Here is a 25934-nt window from a genome sequence, read left to right on the forward strand (position 1 = left end):
GCGCGCCGTCGCGCTAGCTGGCCGAGCCGCTCGCAGCATACAGATCGCTGCCGCCGACCTTCTGTTCCAGCGCCAGTAGAAACTCCTTGGTCGGCAGGCCGCCGCCGAATCCGGTGAGGCTGCCATTGCTGCCGATCACCCGATGACAGGGCACGACGATGGGAAGGGGATTTTGCGCGTTCGCCGCACCGACGGCACGCACGGCGGCGGGATTGTCGATGCGTTTGGCGATGTCGCCATAGCTGGCAGTGGCACCGTAAGGAATGCGCACCAGCTCACGCCACACGCTCAGCTGAAACGGTGTGCCCAGCGGATGCAGCGGCAAGTCGAAGGCCACGCGTTCACCGGAAAAATATTCCTGCAGCTGCACGCGCGCAAACGCCAGCGGCTGGCTGGCCCGAATCCATTCGCCCGGCGTCGATCGCGGATGGCGCGGTTCGGCAAAGCGCACTTCGCGCAGGCCGTGCTCATCCGCCACGAGTCGCAGCACGCCGATCGGGCTGTCCATGTCGTCGTAATAGATTGTTTTGCTCGGCGTGGTCATCGCTTCGCCCTCGTTCGCTTGTCGGTTTTTTGCGTGGGTATCGGCGCTTTGTCAGTGGCGCCGTGCCACAAATGCATCACGGCGTAGGCGCGCCACGGTCGCCACGCCTCGGCGCGCGTTTTCAATGCTTTCATCGTCAACGGCACGTCGTCCATCGCCGCCTCGCGTCGCAGAATCAGATCGGCCGCGGGAAACGCATCCGGTTCGCTCAGCGAGCGCATGGCAATGTAATGCGCCGTCCACTCGCCGATGCCGGGCAGCGCGACCCAGCTCGCAACAAAGGACTCCAGCGTCTGCTCCGCGCGAAAATCCACGCGACCATCGAGCAGCACCTGCGCCACGCCTCGAATCGTTGCGGCGCGCGCGGTGGTCACGCCGATCTCTCGCAGGTCGGCCTCGGCGAGAGCCGCGGCGGTAGGAAACAAACGCTCTAGCCCCGGTACGCTGACGACTGGCAACGGCTCGCCGTAGCGCTGCACGATGCGCGTGGCCAGCATGCGCGCCGCGGCCACGCTGATCTGCTGGCCGAGAATCGCGCGCACCGCGATTTCGAAGCCGTCCCAGCCGCCCGGCAGGCGCAGGCCAGGTCGCCTGGCGATCAGCGGGCCGAGCACCGCGTCGTGATGAAACATGTCGGCAATCGCCTGCGGGTTCGCATCGAGATCGAACATCCGCCGCAGCGTCGTCACTACACCAAGCAGCTGCGACGGCTGCGGGCAGTGCAGCTGCAGCCGCAGCGCGTGTTCGCCGTCCGGCCACGCGCTCAGGCGCAGCCAGCCGGGCGCGTCGCTGGGTCCGAACACGCGCGCATAGCTGTGCTCGTCGACGAGCTCCACGCCGGGTAGCGCGCGGCCGCGCAGAAACGCCAGCAGGGCATCGAAGTCGTACGGCGGCCGATAGCCCAGCCGCAGCACCAGCGCGGCGTCCCCGCTGGAACGTGGATGACGCCGCAGCTCGCGCGGCGCGATCCGGTTCGCCTGGGCAAACGCGTCGTTGAAGCGGCGCAGGCTGCGAAAGCCCGAGGCCAGCGCGACTTCCGTCACCGGCATCGCCGTTTCGGTCAGCAGCTGCTTGGCGAACAGCAGTCGACGCGTCGTATGCACGCTGATCGGCGGTGCGCCGACGCGCTCGACAAACAGTCGCCGCAGCTGCCGCGCACCGATCGCCAGTCGCGCGGCGAGCTGTTCCAGCGACTGATCTTCCAGCGCGCCTCTTTCGATCAGCTTCAGCGCGCGCGCCACCACGTGATCGCCGCGCTGCCAAAGCGCGTTACCCGGGGCGAGCTCCGGCCGGCAGCGCAGGCACGGTCGATAGCCGGCCGCTTCCGCGCTGGCGGCATTGGCGAAATAGCGGACGTTCTCGCGCTTCGGCACTGGCGCCGGGCACACCGGGCGGCAGTAAATGCCGGTGCTGCTGACCGCGGTAAAGAACAGCCCGTCGAAGCGCGCGTCGCGGCTGAGCCGGGCGTTTTCGCAGACCAGCGGTTCGGGCAGGGTGGTGGATTGTTCGGACATGCGTGCAGGCTAGCACCGGCACGCCGGCCGAACTCGCCGTTTTCGGACATGGGTGTCGACGGCGCGTTTGAACACCACGATGCGCCGCCAATCGGGGGCGCATCGGCCGTTACGGAATACGTCGCCCCGCCATGCTCGACAGCACGCCATCACGGCGGATCAGCCCGTGATAAAGCGCGGCACCCATATGCGCGAGAAACGTCAAAAACAGCAGCAGCGCAAAAACGCTGTGCGCGTGCCGCAGCACCGCGAACGCATCCGGGCTCACCGGAAAAATCGGCGGCAGCCGCAGCGACTCGCTCAGCATCACCGGATAACCGCCGGCCGAGAGCATCGCCCAGCCGATCAGCGGCATCAGCACCATCAACACGTAAAGCAGCCAGTGCGACGCGTGCGCCGCGAGCTTCTGCAGCGGCGGCAGATCGGCCGGCAGCGGCGGCGGTGGATAGCGCAGCCGCACGGCGATGCGAATGATCGCCAGCAGCAAAATCGCGATCCCCAGCGGCTTGTGGATGCGGATCAGCAGCGCGTGCGTTTCCGATACCGAGGCCACCATACCGACGCCGATAAACAGCATCGACACGATCAGGATCGCCATCAGCCAGTGCAGCACGCGGGCGGGCAGTGCAAACATGGCGGAAGGCGCGCTCATTGTTTCATCCCCTGTGTCGAATGAGGCTGCGGCGCAGCGGTGCCGGGCAGGTGGGCTTCTTCACTGGTGCGGCGCAGGTACGAATCGGCATAGGCGGCCGAGCGCGCCGGCAGCAGCGGATCGTCCGAGGCCTCAATGCCGTCGGGCAGCACCAGCGGGTCGTAATTGATGTCGCGGCACGGGCCGCTGTCCTGCGCGGTGGCCTGATCGAGCACCAGGGTGCCGGCGTCGATCTCCTTGCGATCGGACGGCCACGCCTTGGTCGCGTCATTCGTTGGGTCACCCGGATTGGCCAGCGTCACCAGAAGCTTCCAGCGCTGCGGTCCCTTGGCCAGGCGCTGGGTGAGGTCGGCGCTGAGATAATCCGCGTCGCTCTTCGAGCCATCCACCGGCTCGCCGGCGCCCTCGGGCACCACGCGCCAGCGCACCGGATGACGTGTGCCGGTGGCATCGACAAACACAAACGCATCAAGACCCCAATAGCTTTCCGTGGCAAAGCTCGCCGACGGCTTGGCCGTTTTCACCCAGGCCAGAAACGGGCCGCTCTCCGGATGCGCGGCGAAAAAGGCTTTTACCTTCGTCGGGTCCGGTTTGCCGGTGGCCGGGTCGGGTGCCGACGACTGCGCCTGCTCGTAGAACGCCTGCGGCGTGCTCACCAGAAACACCGGCATGCTGTTCATGCCAGTGCGCCACTGCTGGCCGTTCGACTGAGTAAAGCGCAACGCCATGCTGCGAATCGGCGCGCTGCTGTCGGGCGCGTACGGGTTGCCGCCGGGGATCGCCAGCCGCCCGACCACCGGCGTGCGCCCCGCGGCAAACACCTGCGCCTTGGAATACGCCTGCGCCGCACCGTTGCTGTCGAAATAGCCGGCCACGCAAATCCCTTTGGCATGGTTGCGCCGATAGCCGGGGTGCAGGCCGCCGTTGCGCTGCAGCTGATCGACGATGCGCGCGGGCGTCAGCCGATGCGGCGCCAGCCAGCCGCCGACATAGCCGAAGGCCGCTGCGGTGACGACGATGACGCCGGCAATCAGTGCCCAGGATCCGATGGACCCCGTGCGCTGCGGATGCGTGGGTTCTTGCATGCGTGACTCCTGATCGACAGCGGTCGGGTCGTGCGAGGCGGGGATCTGTCGGAAGCGCTGACCATGGAGCATTCGCCAGCCGTTCGCCACAGGTTACGGCAAGTCGCCACGGCGTGCCTTGCACGGCAAGCCCGGGACAATCATCGCGACGCGGTGATATCGTCGGCGCTTCACTGCCTGGGGGGAGGCATGCCATGGAATCGCGTCAACGCGTGGGGCTGATTGCTGGTGTCGTGGCGCTGGTGGCGCTCGGTTTGGGCTGGGGCGTCTGGCAGCTGGGTACGCGGTTCGCGGACTTCATGCAGTTGAGCCAGATGAAAACCGCAGCCGCCGTAAAAGCCGTCAATAACGCACCGGTAAAAAATGGCCGAACGTTCACTCCCGACGAGATCCATGCGTTCCTCGGCGCAGCAAGGAAAGCAGAGGCGATCAAGAACCCTCTGCAGCGCTGCATTTCCTACCCCAATCCTCCCGACAGCCATTGGTCTCCCGCAGCGATAGAAGCGTATTGCCGATATCACTTGCAGACCATCATCAGCTTCGATGAAGCGCGAACGCTGATCCAGACCGGGCATGCGTCAGATCTGGATCGTCGGCTTGAGCAGGCTCTGCAGTCCCAGCTCAACAAGCCCGAATCGCGGGGCCTGCTCGATCTCACGTATTTCGTCGATTTTGACGACGGTTCCTTTGACACGCGTTCGACCTTGGACGCATGGAAGCGCGAATCGCCGTCCAGCGCTTTTGCGTATGCCGCCAGTGGCTGGGCCTATGTGGCAATGGCGTCCAAGGCGCGCGGCGGTGCTTTCATGCGCGACACGCCACAAGACAATATTGAAGCCATGGATCGACTGCTGTCGCAGGCCGATAGCGACCTGCAGCGCGCGGTTGCTTTGAACCCGAAAGTCACGCCGGCCTATGTGGCCATGCTCACCGCCGGTTCGCTGAGCCTGGGTGATGCATACATTAGCAACGCTGCTAAACGAGGTCTCAATGCGTCACCGGACGACTATGCAATCTACGGCTTGCGCAGTCATTCCGCCGAGCCGAAGTGGGGCGGATCGCTGCAGGCAATGAAACAGGTGGCCAGCGAAGCTCAGCTACACGCCAGAGAGAATCCGCTGCTGACCTTGCTGCTCTCCGCCGAGCCCGCCGTTGAATACGACATATGCAACTGTCAGTCTTCAGCGAGGTGGACGGCGTATCCGGTGGCATTCGATAACGTGTCCAGCACGGCGCTGCTAATCAATGCGGGCGTTGCCGCCAGCCATGGCGGACACGCCGATCTCGCCGCGATTTATCTGTCCGAGGCACTGAGATTCCTCCCCGATTCTTCCCTGGCGCACATCCGCCGCAGCTACGCACTTGCCAATTTGGGTGAGGGAAACTGGGCACTGGAAGAAGCCAACAGGCAGATAAGCGAATGGCCGCAGAGCGCCTGGGGATACAGCATGCGCGGCTATGCCTACAAATCCCTCAAGGACTTTGATAGAGCCGCCCCCGACCTGGAGAAGGCGAACCTTATCGATCCGGACAATACCTTTCCGCTGCAGCAGCTTGGAAAAATCTATACCTACGAAACCCATGACTGGGACAAGGCGTGGGACGTCGCCAACCGTTTGATACAAAGCCATCCGAATGACGCCGAGGGCTGGATACTCCGCGCCAGCATCCAGAAAGATCAGCCGCGTGCCGGACTGCGCGACACTATCAATTACTTTCTCGCTCATTTCGGCCATGACCCGGATGAAGCTGTACCCGTAGCGCAGATGCGTCAGACGCTGATGCAGCTGAACCACCAGCCGGCTATCGCGGCCAGCGCTTCAGGTAAACCCATGCATGGCTGACGTCAGCGTTTGTGGAAGGCGCCTGGCTACGCGTGGAATGTATTAGCGAGTGGATGTCAGGCCCTCGTATCGCATATCGCTTGATGGGTCCACCATCCGCGGCTGAGGTTTGGTCATTGCCTCGCCTATACTCAAGCCCATCTTTCCCGGAGCTTTAGCGATGACCGCACCGACCCGTATCGACACCACCCGCACCATTCGTTCGCCGCGCGGCACCGAGCTGAGCTGCAAGAGCTGGCTCAGCGAGGCGCCGTTTCGCATGCTGCAGAACAACCTCGATCCGGAGGTGGCCGAGAACCCGGCCGAGCTGGTGGTGTACGGCGGCATCGGTCGGGCAGCGCGCAACTGGGAGTGCTTCGACGCCATCCTCAAATCGCTGCGCGAGTTGAACGACGACGAGACCCTGCTGGTGCAGTCGGGCAAGCCGGTCGGCGTGTTTCGCACGCATGCCGACGCACCGCGCGTGCTCATCGCCAACTCCAACCTGGTGCCGGCGTGGGCCAACTGGGAGCACTTCAACGAGCTCGATCGCAAGGGCCTGATGATGTACGGCCAGATGACCGCCGGCAGCTGGATCTACATCGGCTCGCAGGGCATCATCCAGGGCACCTACGAAACCTTCGTCGAAATGGGCCGCCAGCATTACGGCGGCAACCTCAAAGGGCGCTGGATACTCACCGCCGGTCTCGGCGGCATGGGCGCGGCGCAGCCGCTGGCCGCCTCGCTGGCCGGCGCGTGTAGCCTCAATATCGAATGCCAGCAGAGCCGCATCGATTTCCGCCTCAAGACCCGCTACGTCGACGAGCAGGCCAGCGATCTGGACGACGCGCTGGCGCGCATCAAAAAGTACACCGAGGCAGGCGAAGCCAAATCCATCGCGCTGCTCGGCAACGCCGCCGACATCCTGCCCGAGCTGATCAAGCGCGGCGTGCGCCCCGATGCCGTCACCGACCAGACCAGCGCGCACGATCCGGTCAACGGCTACCTGCCGCACGGCTGGACGGTGGAGCAGTGGCTGGAGCGCCGCAAGGCCGATCCCGAAGGCACGCGCGACGCGGCCAAGCAGTCCATGCGCACCCACGTCGAAGCCATGCTCGCCTTCCACGCGCAGGGCATCCCCACCTTCGACTACGGCAACAACATCCGCCAGATGGCCAAGGACGTCGGCTGCGACAACGCCTTTGCGTTTCCCGGTTTCGTGCCCGCCTATGTGCGCCCGCTGTTCTGCCGCGGCATCGGCCCGTTCCGCTGGGTCGCGCTCAGCGGCGACCCGGAAGACATCTACAAAACCGACGCCAAGGTCAAGGAGCTCATCCCCGACGACAAGGCCCTGCACAACTGGCTCGACATGGCCAAAGAGCGCATCAGCTTTCAGGGATTGCCGGCGCGCATCTGCTGGGTTGGGTTGGGCCTGCGCGACAAGCTTGGGCTGGCGTTTAACGAGATGGTGCGTAATGGGGAGCTGAAGGCGCCGGTGGTCATCGGTCGCGATCATCTGGACAGCGGCAGCGTCGCCTCACCTAACCGCGAAACCGAGTCGATGAAGGATGGCAGCGATGCTGTCAGCGACTGGCCGTTGCTCAACGCCATGCTCAATGTGGCTGGTGGGGCGACGTGGGTGTCGTTGCATCATGGCGGTGGGGTGGGGATGGGGTATTCGCAGCACAGTGGCATCGTCATTGTTTGCGATGGCACGGCTGAGGCGGACAAGCGGATTGCGCGGGTGTTGTGGAACGACCCGGGCACGGGCGTGATGCGGCATGCGGATGCCGGGTATGACGAGGCGATCGAGTGTGCAAAGGAGCAGGGATTGAAGTTGCCGATGGTCTGAGCAGCGGGCGGCGACGTTCTGTATCTCGATCGTCATCCCAGCGCGAGCTGGAACCCAGTGACTCAACAGCTCGGCGGGAAAACTCAAGTTATCATCGGATGATATATAGTCATGTCAACGGAAGACGTGGGAATCGAAACGCTGCTGTTGCTCCATGGTGAGATTTACGACCAGGGCAACGGCTACTGGATCAAGATCGAAGCCTGGCGTGTCGAGGCGAACGAGCACGTGCCTCACGGCGTACGCTACGCGCTGACGTTGCACGATCGTTACGGCACGCGGTTGTTGGGTTTCGACAATGCACATGCGGTCAAGCCACCAAAGCGCAAGCGCTATGCCGGCCGGCGTCTTGCCTACGACCATCGACATCGGCATGCCCGTGACAAAGGTGTGCCGTATGAATTCACCAGTCCGCAGCAGCTGCTTGAAGATTTTTTCAACGAAGTCGATCGCGTCATCGAGGAAACAAATCCATGAAAAAAATGGTCATTGGCATCGCCTCCCAGCACGCCATCCGCGCCCGCGCACTGGCCATTGCGCGTGGCGAGCATCACCCCCGTGCCAGTGAGCCAAAAATATGGTTCACCTCCATGCGATCACTGGCCGAGGTTTTGTCGGATGACAATCGGGCGTTATTGCGTGTGATTCGGGAGCAAAAGCCCGAGTCACTGAGCCAGCTTGCCGAATTCACCGGGCGAGCCCCCAGTAATTTGTCACGCACCTTGAAGACGATGGAGCGATATGGGTTGGTGGAGATGCAGCGGGAGTTACGGATGGTGCGGCCGGTGGTTACTGCTAGTGAGTTTGTGATTCGGGCGGCTTGAGATGTAAGTAAAGCTGACCCCGTTTCGCTCCGTGTGACGCCATCGACAGAGCCCCTTTGGTTCGCGCCTTTAGCGGGAGCCAAACCAATTGAAACAGGAACAAAAGCATGACAAGCACCCAACAACGCGCCGAACTGCAACGCCGCATCTGGCAAATCGCTAATGACGTGCGTGGCGCAGTCGACGGCTGGGATTTCAAGCAATACGTGCTGGGCACGCTGTTCTACCGCTTCATCAGCGAAAACTTTGCGGCGTACATCGAGGGCGGTGACGACAGCGTCCGCTATGCCGAGTTGGCCGACAGCGTGATCACCCCGGAGATCAAAGACGACGCCATCAAGACCAAGGGCTACTTCATCTACCCCAGCCAGCTGTTTGCCAAGGTGGCCGCCAGCGCCAACACCAACGAAAGCCTGAATACGGACCTGGCGGCCATCTTTGCTGCCATTGAAAGCTCCGCCAGCGGCTACCCGTCTGAACAGGACATCAAAGGCCTGTTTGCCGACTTCGACACCACCAGCAACCGCCTTGGCAACACGGTGAAGGACAAAAATATCCGCCTGGCCGCCGTGCTCAAAGGCGTGGCCGAGCTGAATTTTGCCGATTTTGAAGGCAGCAACATCGACCTGTTCGGCGATGCCTACGAATTTCTGATCTCCAATTACGCCGCCAACGCCGGCAAATCCGGCGGCGAGTTCTTCACCCCGCAGCATGTGTCCAGGCTGATCGCCCAGCTCGCCATGCACAAGCAAACCAGCGTCAACAAGATTTACGACCCGGCCTGCGGCTCCGGCTCGCTGCTGCTGCAAGCCAAAAAGCATTTTGACGCGCACATCATCGAAGACGGCTTCTTTGGGCAAGAAATCAACCACACCACCTATAACCTGGCGCGGATGAACATGTTCTTGCACAACATCAACTACGACAAGTTCAACGTCCAGCTCGGCAACACCCTGCTAGAACCGCATTTTGGTGACGACAAACCCTTTGATGCCATCGTCTCCAACCCGCCCTACTCGGTGAAGTGGATCGGCAGCGACGACCCCACCCTGATCAACGACGAGCGCTTTGCCCCAGCGGGTGTGCTGGCACCCAAATCCAAGGCCGACTTTGCCTTTGTGCTACACGCACTCAGCTACCTGTCCAGCAAAGGTCGGGCCGCCATCGTCTGCTTCCCTGGTATCTTTTACCGGGGCGGCGCCGAGCAGAAGATCCGCCAGTATCTGGTCGATAACAACTACGTCGAAACCGTCATCTCGCTGGCACCCAACCTGTTCTACGGCACCACCATCGCCGTGACCATTCTGGTGCTGTCCAAACACAAAACCGACACCACAATACAGTTCATCGACGCCAGCGCTCTGTTCAAGAAAGAGACCAACAACAACGTGCTGCTGGATGCGCACATCGATCAGATCATGGCCGTGTTCGACAGCAAGGAAAATGTCGAACACTTTGCCCAATCTGTCCCGTTTGAGAACGTGGCGGCGAACGACTACAACCTGTCGGTCAGCAGCTACGTCGAAGCGAAGGACAACCGCGCGGTCGTAGATATTGCCCAGCTCAATGCACAGCTGAAGACCACGGTGGACAGGATCGACCAGCTACGCAAAGACATTGATGCCATCGTCGCGGAGATAGAAGGCGAGGAGGCATGAGCTCCTTTAACGAACTGATTGCCGAGCGTTGCCCGCAAGGCGTGGCGTTCAAGGCGTTAGGTGATGTTTGCGTCATCAAGACTGGACCTAATATCAACAAGCAGGACATAGCTAAGCGACCGGGCCCTTACCCTGTAATCAACAGCGGACGCCACCCGCTCGGCTATTTTGATAACTTCAATACAGACAACGACCCGATTGGTATTGCTTCGCGGGGAAGCGTTGGTCTTGTGACCTGGACATCGGGCCGGTTCTTTCGTGGGAATCTCAACTACTCATGCACAGTTAAAAGCGCGGCGCAATTGGATGTTCGGTTCTTATATCACTACCTACTTCGCGCTGACGCAGAAATTCAAGCCCTCGCTACTCATGAAGGCATTCCTGCCCTTAATGCCGGCGCATTAAAAACACTTCAAGTTCCGGTTCCGCCAAAGAAGGTTCAGATCGAAATCGTCCGCATACTGGACACCTTCACCAAGCTGACCGCCGAGCTGACCGCCGAACTGACTGCCCGCAAAAAGCAATACAACTACTACCGCGACCAGTTGTTGAGTTTTGAAGAGGGAGATATCGAGTGGAAGTCGTTGGGGGACGAAGAGTACTTTGAAGTGGCTTCTGGTGGGACGCCGTCAACGGGCAGGCCCGATTACTGGGACGATGGCAATGTCCCGTGGCTTAAATCGGAGTCATGCAACAATGAGCCCGTCTATTCGGCAAACAAGTTCATAACAGAACTCGGGTTAAAAAAGTCAACCGCGAAGCTTCTTCAAAAAGAGACGACGTTAATTGCACTTGTTGGCGCAACAATTTTCAAAACTGCATTTCTGGAATTTCCTGCGGCAACAAACCAAAATATTGCCAGCATAAAGTCCAAGAATGCGAAGGTAATAATTGACAAATTTGTCTTCTATTTTCTTACGAAGCAGTACGACAAGCTTAAGTCGGATATGCGCAACTACGGGATGCTCAACTTGTCCACTTTGAGGCAGTTCAAAATTCCCGTTCCGTCACTGCAAGAACAAGCCCGCATCGTCGCTATTCTCGACAAATTCGACGCCCTGACCAACTCCATCGGCGAAGGATTGCCGCGCGAAATCGAGCTGCGCCAGAAGCAATACGCGTATTGCCGCGATCTGCTGTTGAGCTTCCCGAAGTCGGAAGAGGTCGCCGCCTGATATGAGCAAGACCCCGACCGAAATCGCCCAGCAGCTGAAAGATGCCAAGAAGAAGGTGCAGCTGATTTATGCCTTTAACGGCATGGGTAAGACGCGACTGTCGCGGGCGTTCAAGCAGCTCATCGCTCCGCGAGTTGATGGCGGCGACACGGACGATGAGGCCGACGCTCCTGAGCTGTCGCGCAACAAGATCCTGTACTACAACGCTTTCACCGAGGACTTGTTCTATTGGGACAACGACTTAGCGCGAGATACGGAGCCAAAGCTGAAAATCCAGGTCAACACCTTCACGGACTGGGTGTTGGTGGATCAAGGCCAGGACCAGAACATCATCACGACCTTTCAGCGGTACACCAATGACAAGCTCACGCCGCGCTTCAATTCAGAGCGCACGGAGAAGGGCAACGAAAATAACGAAGTCACCATCAAGGCCTTTTCTGAAGTCACTTTTTCGATGGAACGCGGTGACGAGACGCACACGGGTAACCTGAAAATCTCGAAGGGTGAAGAGAGCAACTTCATCTGGAGCATTTTCTACACGCTGCTCGATCAGGTGATTGGCGTGCTCAATGTGCCGGAGCCAGGCGACCGGGAAACCAGCGAGTTCAATCAGTTGGAATACGTGTTCGTCGACGACCCGGTGAGCTCGCTGGACGAGAACCATCTCATTCAACTGGCCGTCGACCTCGCGCAGCTGATCAAATCCAGCAGGTCTGACATCAAGTTCATCATCACCACGCACAACCCGCTCTTCTACAACGTGTTGCACAACGAATTCAGCAGCGACGACGGCAGCTATAAAAGGAAAGACTTCGAAAAACACCGACTGACAATGCTTGAAGATGGCACCCTTCAGCTGATTCCCCAGACCAATGATTCGCCGTTCTCGTATCACCTCTTCCTGAAGGCGGAGCTGGAAAGGGCCATCGAAAGCGGCCAGATCAGCAAATACCACTTCAACTTCTTGCGGAACATTCTGGAGAAAACCTCTACGTTCCTCGGCTACAGAAATGGGGGGATTTGTTGCCGAAGACCGATGATGGCCGAATCAATCCATACGAGGCGCGAATCATCAACATCTCCAGCCATTCAAAGCACGCAGGCGAGGAGGTAGCCGCACTCACAGATGACGACAAGCGGGTGTTGGGTTACTTGGTGAATGAGTTCAACAAGACCTACCGCTTTCAGCAGACTGAAAGCTAAGGGAAGAGCATGCACGACTACAAGGCCATCGCCGAATCCAAGAACTTCATCGTTCTGGACAAATACACAAAAGAATGGCAGGTCAATGAGAGCTACCAGAGCGAAGGCGATCTGGAGCGTGAGTTCATTCAAGACTTGGTCAATCAGGGGTATGGGGCTCCGCAGGGACTGAGAACACCTGAAGCCTTGCTGGCCAACGTGCGTGAGCAACTTCAAATACTGAATGACGTGGCGTTTGAAGATAGCGAGTGGCTGCGTTTTGTCGAGAACTGGCTGGACAAGCCAAGCGATGGCATCGTCGAAAAGACCCGCAAGATTCACGACGACTACGTGCATGACTTTGTCTTCGACGATGGGCATATCAAGAACATCTATCTGCTGGACAAGAAGAACATTGCCCGCAACAAAGTGCAGGTGATCAAGCAGTTTGAGCAGACTGGCAGTCACGCCAACCGCTACGACGTGAGCATTCTGGTCAATGGCCTGCCGTTGGTACAGGTAGAGCTGAAGAAGCGCGGCGTGGCGATTCGTGAGGCTTTCAATCAGGTTCACCGCTACAGCAAGGAAAGCTTCAACAGCGAGTATTCCCTGTTCAAGTATTTGCAGCTGTTCGTGATTACCAATGGCACCGACAGCCGGTACTTTGCCAACACTACCCAGCGCAATAAAAACAGCTTCGACTTCACCATGAACTGGGCGAAGGCGGACAACAGCCTGATCAAGGACCTCAAGGACTTCGCCGCGACTTTCTTTCAGAAGCACACGCTGCTCAATGTATTGCTGCACTACTCGGTGTTCGATGTCAGCAACATGCTGCTGGTGATGCGGCCGTATCAGATTGCGGCCACGGAGCGCATCCTGTGGAAGATCAAGAGTGCTTATCAGGCCAAGTGCTGGAGTGATATTGAGGGCGGCGGCTTCATCTGGCACACCACCGGCTCGGGCAAGACGCTGACCAGTTTCAAGGCGGCGAGGCTGGTCACCGAGCTGGACTTCATCGACAAGGTGTTCTTTGTGGTGGACCGCAAGGATCTGGACTACCAGACCATGAAGGAATACCAGCGTTTTTCACCGGACAGCGTGAACGGCTCTGACAGCACGGCTGGCCTCAAGCGCAACCTGGACAAGGACGATAACAAGATTGTCGTCACCACCATCCAGAAGCTCAACAACCTGATGAAGAGTGAGGTCGACTTGCCCATCTACGGCAAGCAGGTGGTGTTCATTTTTGATGAATGCCATCGCAGCCAGTTTGGCGAGGCGCAGAAGAACCTGAAGAAGAAGTTCAAGAAGTTCTACCAGTTTGGTTTTACCGGCACGCCGATCTTCCCCGAGAATGCGCTGGGCGCTGAAACCACGGCGAGCGTGTTTGGCCGCGAACTGCATTCGTATGTGATCACCGATGCCATTCGCGACGAAAAGGTGCTGAAGTTCAAGGTGGACTACAACGATGTGCGCCCCCAGTTCAAAGCCATCGAGACCGAGCAGGACGAGAGAAAGCTGAGCGCGGCGGAAAACAAGCAGGCCTTGCTACACCCCGATCGCATCCGCGAGATCACCCAGTACATCCTGGACAATTTCCGGCAGAAGACCCACCGCCTGCAGGCAGGCGCTGCTCATAGGAGCAAGGGTTTCAACGCCATGTTTGCTGTGAGCAGCGTGGATGCCGCCAAGCTGTACTACGAGTCTTTCAGGCAACTGCAGAAGAACAGTGACAAGCCGTTGAGGGTGGCCACCATTTTCTCGTTTGCCGCCAACGAGGAGCAGGATGCGGTCGGCGACATTCAGGACGAAAGTTTTGATGTGTCGGCCATGAACAGCAGCGCCAAAGAGTTTTTGAGCGCGGCCATCGCAGACTACAACGCGCTGTTCAAAACCAACTTTAGCGTCGATAGCAATGGCTTCCAGAACTATTACCGCGACCTGGCCAAGCAGGTTAAAGCCAAGGAAATCGACCTGCTGATTGTGGTGGGTATGTTCCTGACCGGCTTCGATGCGCCTACGCTGAACACGCTGTTTGTGGACAAGAACCTGCGCTACCACGGCCTGATGCAGGCCTACTCGCGCACCAACCGCATTTTTGACGCCACCAAAACCTTTGGCAACATCGTCACCTTCCGCGACCTGGAACAGGCGACCATCGACGCCATCACCCTGTTTGGTGACAAGAACACCAAGAACGTGGTGCTGGAGAAGAGCTACAAGGAATACATGGAGGGCTTCACTGATTTAGTCACCGGTGAAGCGCGGCGCGGGTTTATGGATGTTGTGACGGAGTTGGAGCAACGCTTTTCCGACCCTACGGACATCGTCAAGGAATCCGATAAAAAAGCCTTTGTTAAGGTATTCGGCGAATACCTGCGCGTGGAGAACGTGCTGCAGAACTACGATGAATTCGCCAGCCTGAAAGCCTTGCAGGATGTCGACATCAACGACCCGCAGGCTGTCGAGGTTTTCAAGGCCAAGCATCACTTGAGCGAGGAGGACATGGCCACGCTCCAGGCCATCAGGATGCCCTCCGAACGAAAAATTCAGGATTACCGTTCAACCTATAATGACATCCGGGATTGGCTGCGGCGTGAAAAAGCGGGCAACGACAAAAACCAGTCGAACATCGACTGGGATGACGTGGTGTTCGAGATAGACCTGCTTAAGTCGCAGGAAATCAACCTGGATTACATTCTGGAATTGATTTTTGAAAACAATAAAAAGGTTAGAGATAAAGCGGCATTGGTTGAAGATGTCAGACGGGTGATTCGTGCCAGCTTGGGCAACCGGGCCAAAGAAAGCTTGTTGGTTGATTTCATCAATCAAACCGATCTGGATCAAATTCGCGACAAGGCTAATGTGATCGATGCTTTCTTTAGCTTTGCCCAAGTAGAACAACAGCGTGAGGCGCAAGAGCTAATCGATGATGAGAGCTTGAATGCGGAAGCGGCTAAGCGTTACATCACCGCCTCGCTCAAGCGGGAATTCGCCACTGACAACGGTACGGAGCTCAACGCCATTCTGCCCAAGATGAGCCCGCTCAATCCGCAATACCTCACGAAAAAGCAAAGCGTCTTCCAAAAAATCGCTGCGTTTGTTGAAAAATTCAAGGGTGTAGGCGGTCAGGTCTGATGAAGTCGAGAATGCGAAATAGGGGCTGGCTCGTAGTGCGTTTTCTGTAGCGGAAAAACAGGGGCCAAAAATAAGGGCCAACTCACTTCGGCCCTTTCTTTTTGGCTGATAAATAACGTGTCAAAGATAAATAATGGGCCAGGTTCTGAGGGTTCCCCACGTTTTCATGCCGGCACCCCCAGCTGGCATCGTAACCCGTGAGGAATGACAGCATCATGCGCGCACTGTTTCTTCAGTCCGCGCGCAACGTGTTGATTGATCGAGGAGATTCGTGGGGAAACCTCAGGGTCAGGTTCATTTGATTCGGCTAGCAAAATGAACCTGACCCCTTTGTCTGGTATTGCCGCATTGGACGAGATGCTGGGGAATGCCGGGGAGGTCGAGCCGTGGCCTGCGTGGCATGCGCGCTCCTTGCCAAAGAAACTCAGCGTGCCTGCTTTAGCCCGTGGTTTCTGTCAGCGCCCCTCGACCGGGCCACTCGGAACAGTCCACTCTGACCCCGGTTTTATCCGGAATTTATGGCGAGGCGGGGCGCGTTGCCGTCCAGGTCAGCAGAAAATGGCGACCTTCGGACCAGCTTTGTCCCTCGATATGGTCGCCGACCCGGCATCCCGACGTTTGATAGGGTCCGGTGTTGTCCGAGGTGTGGAATGCAAAGCAGGCACGTCCCTTGGCATCGAACGCGCGACCGTCCTCAATGTCGTGATCGTAGAACTCACCACCGACCACGCCCGCGGGCGTAATGGCCAGTTTCATCGATTTGATGTACGCGGGTGCGCTGTTGGTAGGGCGCAGGTCCAGCGTCCAGTTGCCGTTGAGCTGGCTGGCGCCGTGATCGTCGGTCTGCGCCAGCGCGGGCATTGCGACGGTGAGTGCGAGGGCGATCGAGAGCAGGGTGCGGATCATGGCTTGTTCCTCTGAGCGTGGATGGGCGGGTCAGGATTTGACGGGTGGGCAGAAGGCGGCTGACAGCAGGTCGTAGGCGAGGCCTTTGCCTTGCCAGACCTCGCCGAAATCAAGCGTGTCGTCGTTGGTGAATACGGCGATCGAGCGACCGGATTGCGGTGCAATGACGTTACGCACCTGGATGCCGCCGACGTCGCCGCGTCGTTCGATCAACGACACCGGTGCGGCGCATCCGGCAAGCCGCGCGGGGAAGGACCAGACACCCAGCGCCTCGTAGCCGAGCTTGGGATTGCCTTGCCACAAAAGCTCCCGTGTTTCGGGTTTGATAAGCGCGCCGGCCATTAGCGCGCGATCCAGCGCCACAAGATCGCGTGCCGTGCCGGTGAGCGCGCCGGCTGCGCCAAAGGTCGCGACATTGATGGTGGGATACGGTTTCCCTTCGGCGGTGTAACCGACCGCCGCGCCGCCGCCGCGCACAGCGCCATCGGCAGCGAGCGTGAGCGAATGCAGCCCCAGCGGGCGAGCGATGCGGTCGGCGACCAGACGGGCATACGGTTCGCCGGTCACGCGTTCGAGGATCGCGCCGAGCACCAGATAGTCGCAGTTGTTATAGGCAAAACCCGCACCCTGCGCGGCCTTGGGTGTCCCGGCGCAGAAGCCGAGCGATCTGGCGGTATCGCCTATCGTGGCGCCAGTGTCGTTGTAAAAGTCGGGGACGCCACCGGCGTCGGGCGGGGTATCGTCGGGGTTGGGCAGGCCGGATAGATGCTGAAGCAACTGGCGGATGGTTACCCCGTCACTGCTCGAGCCCCGAAAATCGGGCAGGTAACGGTGAACGGTACCGTCCAGCGACAGGGCTCCTGTCTCTACCTGCTGCATCACCAGCACGGCCGTCACCTGCTTGGTGACCGAGGCCCACAGCCAGCGAGCGCCCGGCCGATGGGGTTTCTGCGTTTGGCGATCGGCAAGTCCAGTCACTCGATCGATCACTGGCCCTGACCGATCGGCCACTGCGATTTCTCCCGCCAGATGGCGTGCTCGGGCGACCGCCATGACGCGTGTGGCGGCCGAGGCCAACGGGGGCGTTTGTGCGTTGGTGACGCCGGAGGAGAGGGCGGCAATGCAGGCGGCGAGGCTGATTCTGGCGATCCTATTCATGGCGCGACTCCTGGCGGTTGGGGCCAGTGAATCGAAAAAGCCGAGGGCTGTCACGGATGTTGCGACGAGCGTCGTGTGGGTGCGGCAGGCGTTGCCTGTGCTGAGGTTTGCCACGTCGTGAGCAATCGGATAGCGTCGTTCTCATGTCCGATCGCGCCCTCCGTTTCGACGCTCCCGCCCACGTGCCGCGGCGCGTGGCGCGGCTATCTGTTCTGGGCTTCTGGGCGGTGTGGCTCGTATTGGTGACGGCACGCGCGGCCGCGATGGGTTGGCCGGATCAGTCCGGCATGTTCATTCGCCGCTGCGCGCTGTTCGCGGTTGGCATGCTGCTGACTCTGCTTATTCACCTCGCGCTGGATCGACTGGGGCGGCGCTCGCTGCCTATCCGATCAGCGCTGGCCTTTGCGCTCGCCGTGCCGGTGACCATCACCTTTGCGATACTGAACACGCTGGTGTTTTACCGCTGGTTTCCGGTGCCCTCGGTCGCCGGCGATCTGGCGCGCTGGGATCCCCATGACGTCATTGTTACGGCGATCGCCGATGGGCTAGTTACCTGGTATTTTTTCTTCGCCGCCTGGGCGGCGTTCTATCTCGCGATGAGTTACGTCTCCGAGGTACGCGCGGCCGAACGCGCCGCGGCGGACTCCGCCGCGGAATCGCGCGAGGCCCGGCTCGCCATGCTGCGCATGCAGGTGGATCCACATTTCCTGTTCAACGCGTTGAATGCGCTGTCGTCGCTGGTCGCACGCGGGGAAACCAAACCAGCGCGCGCGATGATCGGTGACCTGGCTGCGTTTTTCCGGGCCGGGCTGGGTGCCGAACTGACTGAGGATATTTCTCTGGGCGACGAAATCGAGATGCAGCGGCTTTACCTTGCGATCGAGCGGGCGCGCTTTGGTGATCGGCTGGACGTCGTGTGGGATGTGCCCGATGAGCTCTACGATGTTCCCGTGCCGCCGCTGGTCCTGCAGCCGCTGGTGGAGAACGCGGTGAAGTACGCCGTGGCGCGCAACTCGCGGCCGGTCCGGATCAGCATTACCGCACGACGGTGCGGCAACGATGCGATCGAGCTGTCCGTCGAGGATGACGGCGGCGCTCTCAGCACGATGCCGCTGCCAGCCTCCGGTACGGGTATTGGCCTGGTCAACGTGCGTGCGCGCCTTGCCACCCGCTACGGCGGGGCGGGTGAGCTGTCGGTGGGGCCGACGTTGGCTGGCTGGCGATCGTCGCTTACGGTGCCCTTGCATGGCTGATCCACGGCTGAGGCTGTTGATCGTTGATGACGAATCGCCCGCGCGCGACCTGCTGCGCGTCATCTGCGCCGAGCAAGCCGTGGCCGTGGTGGGTGAGGCTGGCATGGGTGAGGCGGCCATCGAACTGACCGAGCAACTGCGCCCGGACCTGGTGCTGCTCGACATCGCGATGCCCGGCATGGGTGGCATGGCGGCGGCACGACGCATGGTCGAATTGCCTTACTCACCTGCCATTGTTTTCACCACCGCCTTCGAGGGATATGCCCTGACGGCGTTCGATGTGGGCGCGGTGGATTATCTGCTCAAGCCTATCGTCGATCAGCGATTTGCGGTGATGCTCGATCGGGTCCGCGCGGTACGCCAAACGGCGGGACAAGCCCCCGCCGAGGAGTACATCTGGGTGCCGATGAGGTCCCAGTTGAAGCGCGTGTTGCTTGCAGCTATCGAATGCGTCACGGCGGAACGCGATTATGTAAATATCGAGGTGGACGGCCGTTCGTATCTGCTGCGCGCCACGATGGATGTCATGGCCGGCCGGCTTGATCCGCTAAATTTTGTGCGCATCCACCGATCGGCGATCGTGCGCAAAGATCTGATTACAGGCTTGCATCACGACGGCGGTGGCGTCTGGAGTGCGATGCTTTCGCAGGGTGAGCGGATGCGAATCGGACGAAGTTATCTGGACGCCGTGAGATCGCTGCTCGCGGGCGCATGCTGAGCTGCAGCGGAGCATGGCAAAACGATGTCTGGCAAAACGAGGTCAGGTTCACTTCCGGCCGTTTGAACTATTTCGGGGTGGTCGATGTGCGGGTCTAACGCCGGCGCGCTGTTTGAAATCAAGGATGGCAAAACTGGGACGGTGATGGCGCTGCGGCACCGACGCGAAGACGATTACCCCTGACGCTAGAACTGCCGGGTAAGCTTACGTAATCTCCCTTTGTTCGACCGTTCTGTTCTGACAACACCTCAGGATTTTAATGGCCGCGATCATCGTGCTTGCGCTACACCTCGCGATCATTGCGTTCAACGTGGCGGGCTTGGTGCTGATTCCGTTCGGCGCGTGTCGCAGCTGGCGTCGGGTGCGTCAATTCTGGTGGCGGCTGGTGCACCTGCTCAGCTTCGCCGTCGTAGCGGTTCAGGCCATGCTGGGGCGTGCGTGCTTTCTGACCATCTGGTAGGACGATCTTTCCGGAACCACGCACATGCAGCCGCTGATCGAGCAGTGGATCAACGGTTTGATCTACTGGGATTTACCGCTGCGGGTCTTTGCCGTCGCGTATGGCACGGTCTTCGTGTATGTGATTGCACTGTGGGTATGGGTGCGGCCAGGTAAGTGGCGATCGCGCCGGACGGTGTAGCGGGAAAGGTGTCGGGGGTAATTCCTATTTGGCGACCAGAGCGCTTTTCCCTGACACGATCTCCCAGGATGATGGCCATTTCTTGAGGTTTGCATGACCGTACTTCGCTGCACCGCCAAGCTGCTCAAGCGCTTGAGGCAACCGGCCAAACCGCCGGAGCCGGCGCCGCAGGCCAACCCGCTGGGTGAGTGGTATGCCGATATTGATTCCTGGCGACGGCAGCCGTTCGTGGTGATGCTCAATGCGGCCACCGGCGCCGTGCTGGTGCTCCCGGGCGATGCCGCCGGCCTGCGCGGGCTCCACGAGCGCGCGTTGCTGCAGTTCGCGGCGATCAGCAATCACGTTGGCCTGCGGGGTACGGGCGTGGATGCCGAGCTGGCGGGTTTCCATGCCGGATTCGCCTTCGGCTCCACCCGCGACCGCAGCCTGCTGTCGTCGCTCAATCAGCGCAAGTTTGCGTTCTGGATGGCGCTGGAACACAGCAACCGCTCGCTGCCGGAGGTTGCGGCGCAAGAATGGGATGGCCTGTTCAAGCACCCCGCGCTGGGCCGTAACGAACGCCACAACATGGAATATCACCGTCCGCTCGACTTGCTGCGGCAGCGTCTGCAGCCGGCAGCGCAGGTGCTCCCCTTCAGGCCTACGGATTAGCCACTGCTGCACTGAACGCTGATAAGGTGTGGGAGACATGCTTCGCGCGGCCTGCGAAATGTTCCGCTAGCTGCTGATACCCGTCTTCTGACCGCACCAGCCACGCAAGGGGAAATTCATGAGCAAACAGCTGTTCATCAACCTTCCAGTCGCCGACCTGCCAAGGTCCATCGCATTCTTCACGGCCTTGGGCTTTGCGCTCAAGCCGGAGTTCACCAGTGACGACGGCGCCGGCTTCGTCATCAGCGACACGATCAGCCTGATGTTGACGACGCACGCCCAGTTTCGGGTTTTTACGCCCAAGGAAATCTGCGACACCAGCAAGGCTGTCGAAGTGCTGCTCTCCATCGGTTGCGAAAGCCGCGAAGAGGTCGACAGTCTCGTCGCCAAGGCCCTGGCTGCCGGCGGGACCACCTACGACGAGCCGGAAGATTTCGGCTTCATGTACACGCACAGCTTTATCGATCTGGACGGCCATGGCTGGGGCGTTCTGCACATGACGGGCACGCCGGCACAGTAGTCGGCCACATAGCCTACAGGTGTTGGTTCAACAGCTGCGGCTTGGGTTGCACGGCGTAGGGGATGAGGTCTGCGTTATACCGTGAGGACAGGCTTAGTCGCATAAAGAGCATCGCTGACCTTTCAACAGAATAGCGCCAGTACGTAGGAAGGGAAGCACTGATAGTCCGAAATGCGGCTCGAGGCAGGGCAACCGGCTCCGGTCCAACTCGGCTATCGTGCCGATCTGATCACGAAGACACGCCATGGCAAAAAACTACGAGCCGCCCCTCACTACGAACCCGCATGCGCCTTCGTATCGTGTCGATAAAGCGATCCGCGCTGCACAACAGCGCCTGGATGCGGCCATCGATGCGAAGCGGCACCACACCAGCCAGAACCTGGCATTCGAGGTGATCAAGGAGGCGCGGGAAGGTTTGAAAAAGTGTGAGCAGCTGCGTGCGATCAAGCTCAGGGAGCTCGTGCAGCGGGCTGCGGAAGGCGAATAGGCGAATAGGCGAATAGGCGAATGGTCTCTCAAGCCGATCGGGATTGCCGTCACCGAATGCGAGCGAAGCGTCGGAGGTCATCGAGATGACAGAATCAGGCACGTCTGCGTTCAAGGCGAGGCTCCTTCGCCCTGCGAAACCCGGAAAAGACGGTTTGTGGGCTTTTCTGGTTTTGCCAAAGTCAGCGAGCGACCTGCTGCCCAGGCGTGGCAGAACATCGGTCGATGGCACCATCAACGGGAGCCCGTTTCGAGCGACGCTCGAACCGGACGGCCAGCTCAGCCACTGGCTCAAGGTCAGCAATGAACTGGGCAAGGCGGCGGGCGCAGCGATCGGCGACGTCGTGACGGTTGCCATATCCCGTGCCGATCCCGAACCGGAGCCGCCGTTGCCGGACGATTTGCGGGACGCCCTCGCGGCGTCTCCAGCCGCAACGGCGGCCTGGAGGGCCACGACGACCATCGCACGTGTCGACTGGATCCACTGGATCGAGTCTGCCAAGCAGGCCAAGACACGAAAAACCCGCGTGGAAAGCGCGTGCGACATGCTGTCGTCGGGGAAAAAGCGCGTGTGCTGTTTCGATCCGTCGGGCTTTTACAGCAAAAGCCTCAGCGCGCCCGAGGCGGCAGACTAAGCGTGATTCAATCGAGTCGGCTATCGCAGCAATCGAACGTCCCACGAGCCGCGGAGTTCAGCGGTGATAGCGTCGCACTGAATCGCATCGTCTTCCATGACAACCCAAACGCGCGTGCCCAGACGCACCCAGGCACCACGGATGCGATGAGTGGTTTCGTCGTGCGCCGATACTTTGTAGACGATCTGTTACTTCGACGTCGTCAAGTACATCCGCCACGGCATGAACGTGCGTATGCGCGATTGCAGGATGCCCAAGGGGCTGGCTTGCGCCCGGTCCCAGAGCACGGCTTTCGCATTCACGATGTGTCGATAGCTGAAGTAGATCGCTAGCGCGACCACCAGCGCCATGGGCCGTGCTGAGCTGGAATGCTGGAACGCAGGCATGGCGGCCGAGCGAGCGGCGGGGATGGCCGCCGACCAGCAGCATGGAACGCGCGGTGGCCGGCGGGCGGGTCGGTGGAGTGCATGCACGCTTGCGTCAATGCGGTATCTACCAATGCCGGATGGTTTTTTCCATCCATCGCTTATCGATATCGGTGGGTTCGTCGACTGGCAACTACACGCATCGATATAGCGGGACGTTTGCCCTCGTCGCCAGGCGTAGGCAATCATCAGGCCATCGTCAATGCGACCTGCCGCTGCTCATTTAGCGATAGAGCGAAGGTCCATCTGCTCCGTCAGCCCCGTGTGGCTGCGAGATCAGTGTGTTTGCAGCGTCCGTTGTCCGCGCGAAGTGTCCGCGGACGACTATGTTCTGTCGGCGATCAGCGAAAAAACGGCGTGGTGGCGCGGCTTTCGACATATGACGCTCTTGGCACGGTGCTTGCGATATCTCTTCCCGCAAGCTTCTTCCTCATTCCCGGAGACCCGCCATGAAATTCGAAATCGAAACCCTGATGCTGCGCAGCCTGTTCGGCGCCTGCGTGCTGATCAGTGTCATGACCATGGGCAATATGCTGCTGGTATAGCGCTTGATCGTATGACGCGGGGTCTGCGCGCCGCCACTGATGGCAGCGTCTTGCGCTTCGTTTGCAGCAGCAACCGCCGCTGTCATGCACTGTTTCATTCCTTGCAAAGCGAAGCCCCTAACAGGGGCGCGGTATCGAAGTGGACTTCAACTTCAGCAAGATCAAGTACAACGAGCTTGCCAACACGCCGTGCGCTTTGGCGTACCGATGTGCGCCGGGTGAACAAGGCATAACGAAGAACTGTCGCGCCTGCCTTCATTTGAGGTGCGCAAAAACCGCTGCGGTAGACAGGAGCGACGGCGCATGTTTGCGGTACTCGCCCGTCGAGCACGTCGGGGAGTTGAGAGAAAATCGACGCATGCAAGAATGCTATCGACGTGAACGAGTCCTCGTCAGCCGGCTGTGGATTGGCCAGTAAATACCGCCAACTGAGCAGCGAAGGCTTGTTTGAATGCGGGGCGCGCCTCGGCACGTGCAACGTAGGCGGCCAGGTTCGGAAATTCGTTCAACAGGCCTGAGACTTTCAAGCGCAGCAGCACCCCGACCATCATGAGGTCGCCAGCGCTGAATGCGCCGTCGAGCCAGTCGGCGTCGCTCAGTCGATCGGACAATAAACTCAGCCGGTTACGGATACGATCCTGGATGAGCGGTAAACGCTCCTTGCTCCAGGGCTTGTCGCCCTCAAGAAACCTGGCGGTGACCAGCTCGAGTATCGGCGGCTCCACGGTGTTGACCGCGGCAAACATCCACGCGATCGCGCGGGCTCGCGCGTTCGTCTCGTTGGGCAGCAGGCCCGCATGATGCTCCGCGATATGCAGCACGATGGCCCCCGACTCGAACAGTACGAGATCGCCTTCTTCGTAGGTGGGAATCTGGCCGAAAGGATGCAGCAGGCAATGTGCAGGCTCCTTCATCGCCGTGAACGAAACCAGCCGAACCTCGTAAGGCTGGCCTGTCTCTTCCAGCGCCCAACGCACGCGCATGTCGCGCGCGAGGCCCTGACCGCGGTCGGGGGACGTTTCAAAAGCGGTGATGGTGGGGATCATGACAAGGCTCCGGTGATCGCATGTGGCCATGGGAAAAACGGGGCAGAGCGCAGGCTTCGATGCGTGCGTCTGAAAGGGCGACTCTGCCCCCGGGCCATTCTTACTTGCAGGAGGGCGGCAACCACTTGGCTGGCATGTCGCTACTGCAGCGCCAGGTGATGCTTCCACGCTCGACAGTCGGTGTAAACAGCAGCGGATGCTGGTGCAGGGTCGGCGCCTTGAAGTTCAATTGCAGTTGACCATTGGACTGCAGCTCTACCGTTTCGATCGTGCGATCGGCAACGGGAGCGCTGAGCCCGATCTGATCTAGCGAGGTAGGCCATTGCTGGTGGCTGATGGCGTAGCTGACAATGGCCGTGCGGTACGGCAAGCTTTCGGTAGTGGCCGTCATGGCCGCCGTACGATTTATATAGTCCTGGTAGGCAGGGATGGCGATCGCCGCAAGAATCGCGACATAAGCGACCACGATAACGCCACCTCCAATGCCCAGCCCTGGAACACGCGGCAACAGCATGCTGAAAAAGAAGGCGAAGGGATTGCGTTTGCCCAGGCGAGGCTTGCCGTTTTCGGGCAACGCGCGTAGCCACGCCTGACGCTTGTTGAGCCAGGGGTAGTCGCCGACCAGTTCGTGCAGCGACATCCAGAAGCCGGGGCTGATGGCAGCCGACGCGCTGAATTCCTGAAGGTCGACATTCTTCCAGCGCCGCTTTCCTGCAGCGAGCGCGGCCAGTCCGAACTGTGCGTCTTCGGGATTCTCGCAGACGGCCAGCCCGTGGCGATCGCAGGTGTACTCGCGAGCCCGCGAATACGCGGCGCCAATCAAGGGCAGGAACAGCGCCGGAGCAAGAATCTTGCCCCAGGTAAGGTGCTTGCGCTTCAGATGGCCCAGCTCGTGGCCAATGTAGAAATCCAGCGCGCCCGGACGTTCCTCCATGCTGTCCACAACATCGGAGAGCAGCACCACAAAGTTTCTTCCAAGAAAACGTGTGGCAAAGGCATTCAACAGGCCATTGCCGTTGATCAGATAGGCATCGGGCACCGGCTGCACGCCCAATTGCGCGGCACAGCGGTAAAGCCGCTGATAGAGATCGGGCATCTGTTTCGCACTGATGCGTACGGCGTTGCCGCGCAGGTGGGCGATGAGTGCCGAGTGCGCAACCACCGCAAATAACGCAAACAACAGCACATAGACAATGACGGCGCCCACGGTGCCGACCAGCAGTGCGAGCCAGATGATGATCGACAGCGCCAGCGCGATGGCACGCAGCGTCGTCTCGTTCCTGTAGACGAGTTCAGTCACTTGTTTTCTCCCCTGTTATTCGCGTCCCCCGACGCGCCGCACGAGTCTAGGGTAAGGCGGGCGTTGACGCCACTTGCTAGTGGAATAGTGTTCTGATTTTTCTAGGTGAACCGATGTCGGGGAAATTTTGGCCGGAGCGGCGTCAACAATGCCTCGTTGGCAAAGTATGCGTCGCGCGCTTTGTCCCTAGCATTATTTATC

25 protein-coding genes are annotated in these 25934 nt (G+C 60.0%); 16 read left to right on the plus strand and 9 right to left on the minus strand.

Annotated features, from left to right (window positions below):
• Positions 1-13 precede the first annotated feature (13 nt).
• The 4 genes from ACDK93_RS08035 to ACDK93_RS08050 all read right to left on the minus strand — a co-directional run bounded on the left by ACDK93_RS08035 (position 14) and on the right by ACDK93_RS08050 (position 3795).
• Positions 14-544, minus strand: a complete 531-nt coding sequence (locus ACDK93_RS08035; protein ID WP_458072071.1) for a methylated-DNA--[protein]-cysteine S-methyltransferase — start codon at positions 542-544, stop codon at positions 14-16.
• Positions 541-2058: an AlkA N-terminal domain-containing protein gene (locus tag ACDK93_RS08040; RefSeq protein WP_458072072.1), complete on the minus strand. Its 1518-nt coding sequence runs from the start codon at positions 2056-2058 to the stop codon at positions 541-543. The genes ACDK93_RS08035 and ACDK93_RS08040 overlap by 4 nt, the downstream gene beginning before the upstream one ends.
• Before the next feature lie 109 nt (positions 2059-2167).
• The gene (locus ACDK93_RS08045) at positions 2168-2710 is read right to left on the minus strand and encodes a cytochrome b (protein WP_458072073.1); all 543 of its coding nucleotides are present in this window, start codon (positions 2708-2710) and stop codon (positions 2168-2170) included.
• Positions 2707-3795, minus strand: coding sequence for a catalase family peroxidase (locus ACDK93_RS08050; protein WP_458072074.1), 1089 nt, complete (start codon positions 3793-3795; stop codon positions 2707-2709). The genes ACDK93_RS08045 and ACDK93_RS08050 overlap by 4 nt, the downstream gene beginning before the upstream one ends.
• 194 nt (positions 3796-3989) lie before the next feature.
• Between ACDK93_RS08050 and ACDK93_RS08055 the strand changes: the two genes are divergently transcribed.
• From ACDK93_RS08055 to ACDK93_RS08090, 8 genes are all read left to right on the plus strand, one after another.
• Positions 3990-5639, plus strand: a complete 1650-nt coding sequence (locus ACDK93_RS08055) for a tetratricopeptide repeat protein (RefSeq protein WP_458072075.1) — start codon at positions 3990-3992, stop codon at positions 5637-5639.
• 160 nt (positions 5640-5799) lie between these two features.
• Positions 5800-7470: a urocanate hydratase gene (hutU, locus tag ACDK93_RS08060; RefSeq protein WP_458072076.1), complete on the plus strand. Its 1671-nt coding sequence runs from the start codon at positions 5800-5802 to the stop codon at positions 7468-7470.
• 111 nt (positions 7471-7581) lie between these two features.
• Positions 7582-7947 (plus strand): hypothetical protein, encoded by a 366-nt coding sequence (locus ACDK93_RS08065; RefSeq protein WP_458072077.1) that lies wholly within the window; start codon positions 7582-7584, stop codon positions 7945-7947.
• On the plus strand, positions 7944-8294 hold the full coding sequence (locus tag ACDK93_RS08070) for an HVO_A0114 family putative DNA-binding protein (protein WP_458072078.1): 351 nt from the start codon (positions 7944-7946) through the stop codon (positions 8292-8294). The genes ACDK93_RS08065 and ACDK93_RS08070 overlap by 4 nt, the downstream gene beginning before the upstream one ends.
• Positions 8295-8401: 107 nt before the next feature.
• The gene (locus ACDK93_RS08075) at positions 8402-9952 is read left to right on the plus strand and encodes a type I restriction-modification system subunit M (protein ID WP_458072079.1); all 1551 of its coding nucleotides are present in this window, start codon (positions 8402-8404) and stop codon (positions 9950-9952) included.
• Entirely contained in the window at positions 9949-11127 is a 1179-nt protein-coding gene (locus ACDK93_RS08080) for a restriction endonuclease subunit S (RefSeq protein WP_458072080.1), read from the plus strand. Before ACDK93_RS08075 ends, ACDK93_RS08080 begins: the two co-directional genes overlap by 4 nt.
• A 1-nt stretch (position 11128) precedes the next feature.
• Positions 11129-12241, plus strand: coding sequence for an AAA family ATPase (locus ACDK93_RS08085; protein WP_458072081.1), 1113 nt, complete (start codon positions 11129-11131; stop codon positions 12239-12241).
• 98 nt (positions 12242-12339) lie between these two features.
• On the plus strand, positions 12340-15450 hold the full coding sequence (locus ACDK93_RS08090) for an HsdR family type I site-specific deoxyribonuclease (RefSeq protein ID WP_458072082.1): 3111 nt from the start codon (positions 12340-12342) through the stop codon (positions 15448-15450).
• 516 nt (positions 15451-15966) lie between these two features.
• On the opposite strand, the gene ACDK93_RS08095 is transcribed toward ACDK93_RS08090, so the two are convergent.
• Positions 15967-16356 (minus strand): hypothetical protein, encoded by a 390-nt coding sequence (locus ACDK93_RS08095; protein ID WP_458072083.1) that lies wholly within the window; start codon positions 16354-16356, stop codon positions 15967-15969.
• Between the two features lie 30 nt (positions 16357-16386).
• Positions 16387-17628 (minus strand): serine hydrolase domain-containing protein, encoded by a 1242-nt coding sequence (locus ACDK93_RS08100; protein ID WP_458072084.1) that lies wholly within the window; start codon positions 17626-17628, stop codon positions 16387-16389.
• Between the two features lie 29 nt (positions 17629-17657).
• Here ACDK93_RS08100 and ACDK93_RS08105 point away from each other — a divergent pair, with 29 nt between their 5' ends.
• From ACDK93_RS08105 to ACDK93_RS08140, 8 genes are all read left to right on the plus strand, one after another.
• On the plus strand, positions 17658-18767 hold the full coding sequence (locus tag ACDK93_RS08105; RefSeq protein ID WP_458072085.1) for a sensor histidine kinase: 1110 nt from the start codon (positions 17658-17660) through the stop codon (positions 18765-18767).
• Positions 18760-19485 (plus strand): LytR/AlgR family response regulator transcription factor, encoded by a 726-nt coding sequence (locus ACDK93_RS08110; RefSeq protein ID WP_458072086.1) that lies wholly within the window; start codon positions 18760-18762, stop codon positions 19483-19485. The genes ACDK93_RS08105 and ACDK93_RS08110 overlap by 8 nt, the downstream gene beginning before the upstream one ends.
• A gap of 259 nt (positions 19486-19744) precedes the next feature.
• Complete coding sequence (locus ACDK93_RS08115) at positions 19745-19945, plus strand: DUF2784 family protein (protein ID WP_458072087.1); 201 nt, start codon at positions 19745-19747, stop codon at positions 19943-19945.
• A 24-nt stretch (positions 19946-19969) separates the two neighbouring features.
• Positions 19970-20125, plus strand: a complete 156-nt coding sequence (locus tag ACDK93_RS08120; protein ID WP_458072088.1) for a hypothetical protein — start codon at positions 19970-19972, stop codon at positions 20123-20125.
• 93 nt (positions 20126-20218) lie between these two features.
• Positions 20219-20776 (plus strand): DUF6933 domain-containing protein, encoded by a 558-nt coding sequence (locus ACDK93_RS08125; RefSeq protein ID WP_458072089.1) that lies wholly within the window; start codon positions 20219-20221, stop codon positions 20774-20776.
• Between the two features lie 118 nt (positions 20777-20894).
• Entirely contained in the window at positions 20895-21296 is a 402-nt protein-coding gene (locus ACDK93_RS08130; protein WP_458072090.1) for a VOC family protein, read from the plus strand.
• A 244-nt stretch (positions 21297-21540) separates the two neighbouring features.
• On the plus strand, positions 21541-21783 hold the full coding sequence (locus tag ACDK93_RS08135; RefSeq protein WP_458072091.1) for a hypothetical protein: 243 nt from the start codon (positions 21541-21543) through the stop codon (positions 21781-21783).
• An 85-nt stretch (positions 21784-21868) separates the two neighbouring features.
• Complete coding sequence (locus ACDK93_RS08140; RefSeq protein ID WP_458072391.1) at positions 21869-22417, plus strand: YdeI/OmpD-associated family protein; 549 nt, start codon at positions 21869-21871, stop codon at positions 22415-22417.
• Between the two features lie 188 nt (positions 22418-22605).
• Here ACDK93_RS08140 and ACDK93_RS08145 read toward each other — a convergent pair whose 3' ends face one another.
• From ACDK93_RS08145 to ACDK93_RS08155, 3 genes are all read right to left on the minus strand, one after another.
• Complete coding sequence (locus ACDK93_RS08145; protein ID WP_458072092.1) at positions 22606-22767, minus strand: hypothetical protein; 162 nt, start codon at positions 22765-22767, stop codon at positions 22606-22608.
• 1012 nt (positions 22768-23779) lie between these two features.
• Positions 23780-24433 (minus strand): glutathione S-transferase family protein, encoded by a 654-nt coding sequence (locus tag ACDK93_RS08150; RefSeq protein WP_458072093.1) that lies wholly within the window; start codon positions 24431-24433, stop codon positions 23780-23782.
• 100 nt (positions 24434-24533) lie between these two features.
• Entirely contained in the window at positions 24534-25733 is a 1200-nt protein-coding gene (locus tag ACDK93_RS08155; RefSeq protein WP_458072094.1) for a M48 family metalloprotease, read from the minus strand.
• Positions 25734-25934: the final 201 nt, after the last annotated feature.

It is taken from the genome of Rhodanobacter sp. BL-MT-08 (assembly GCF_054161255.1).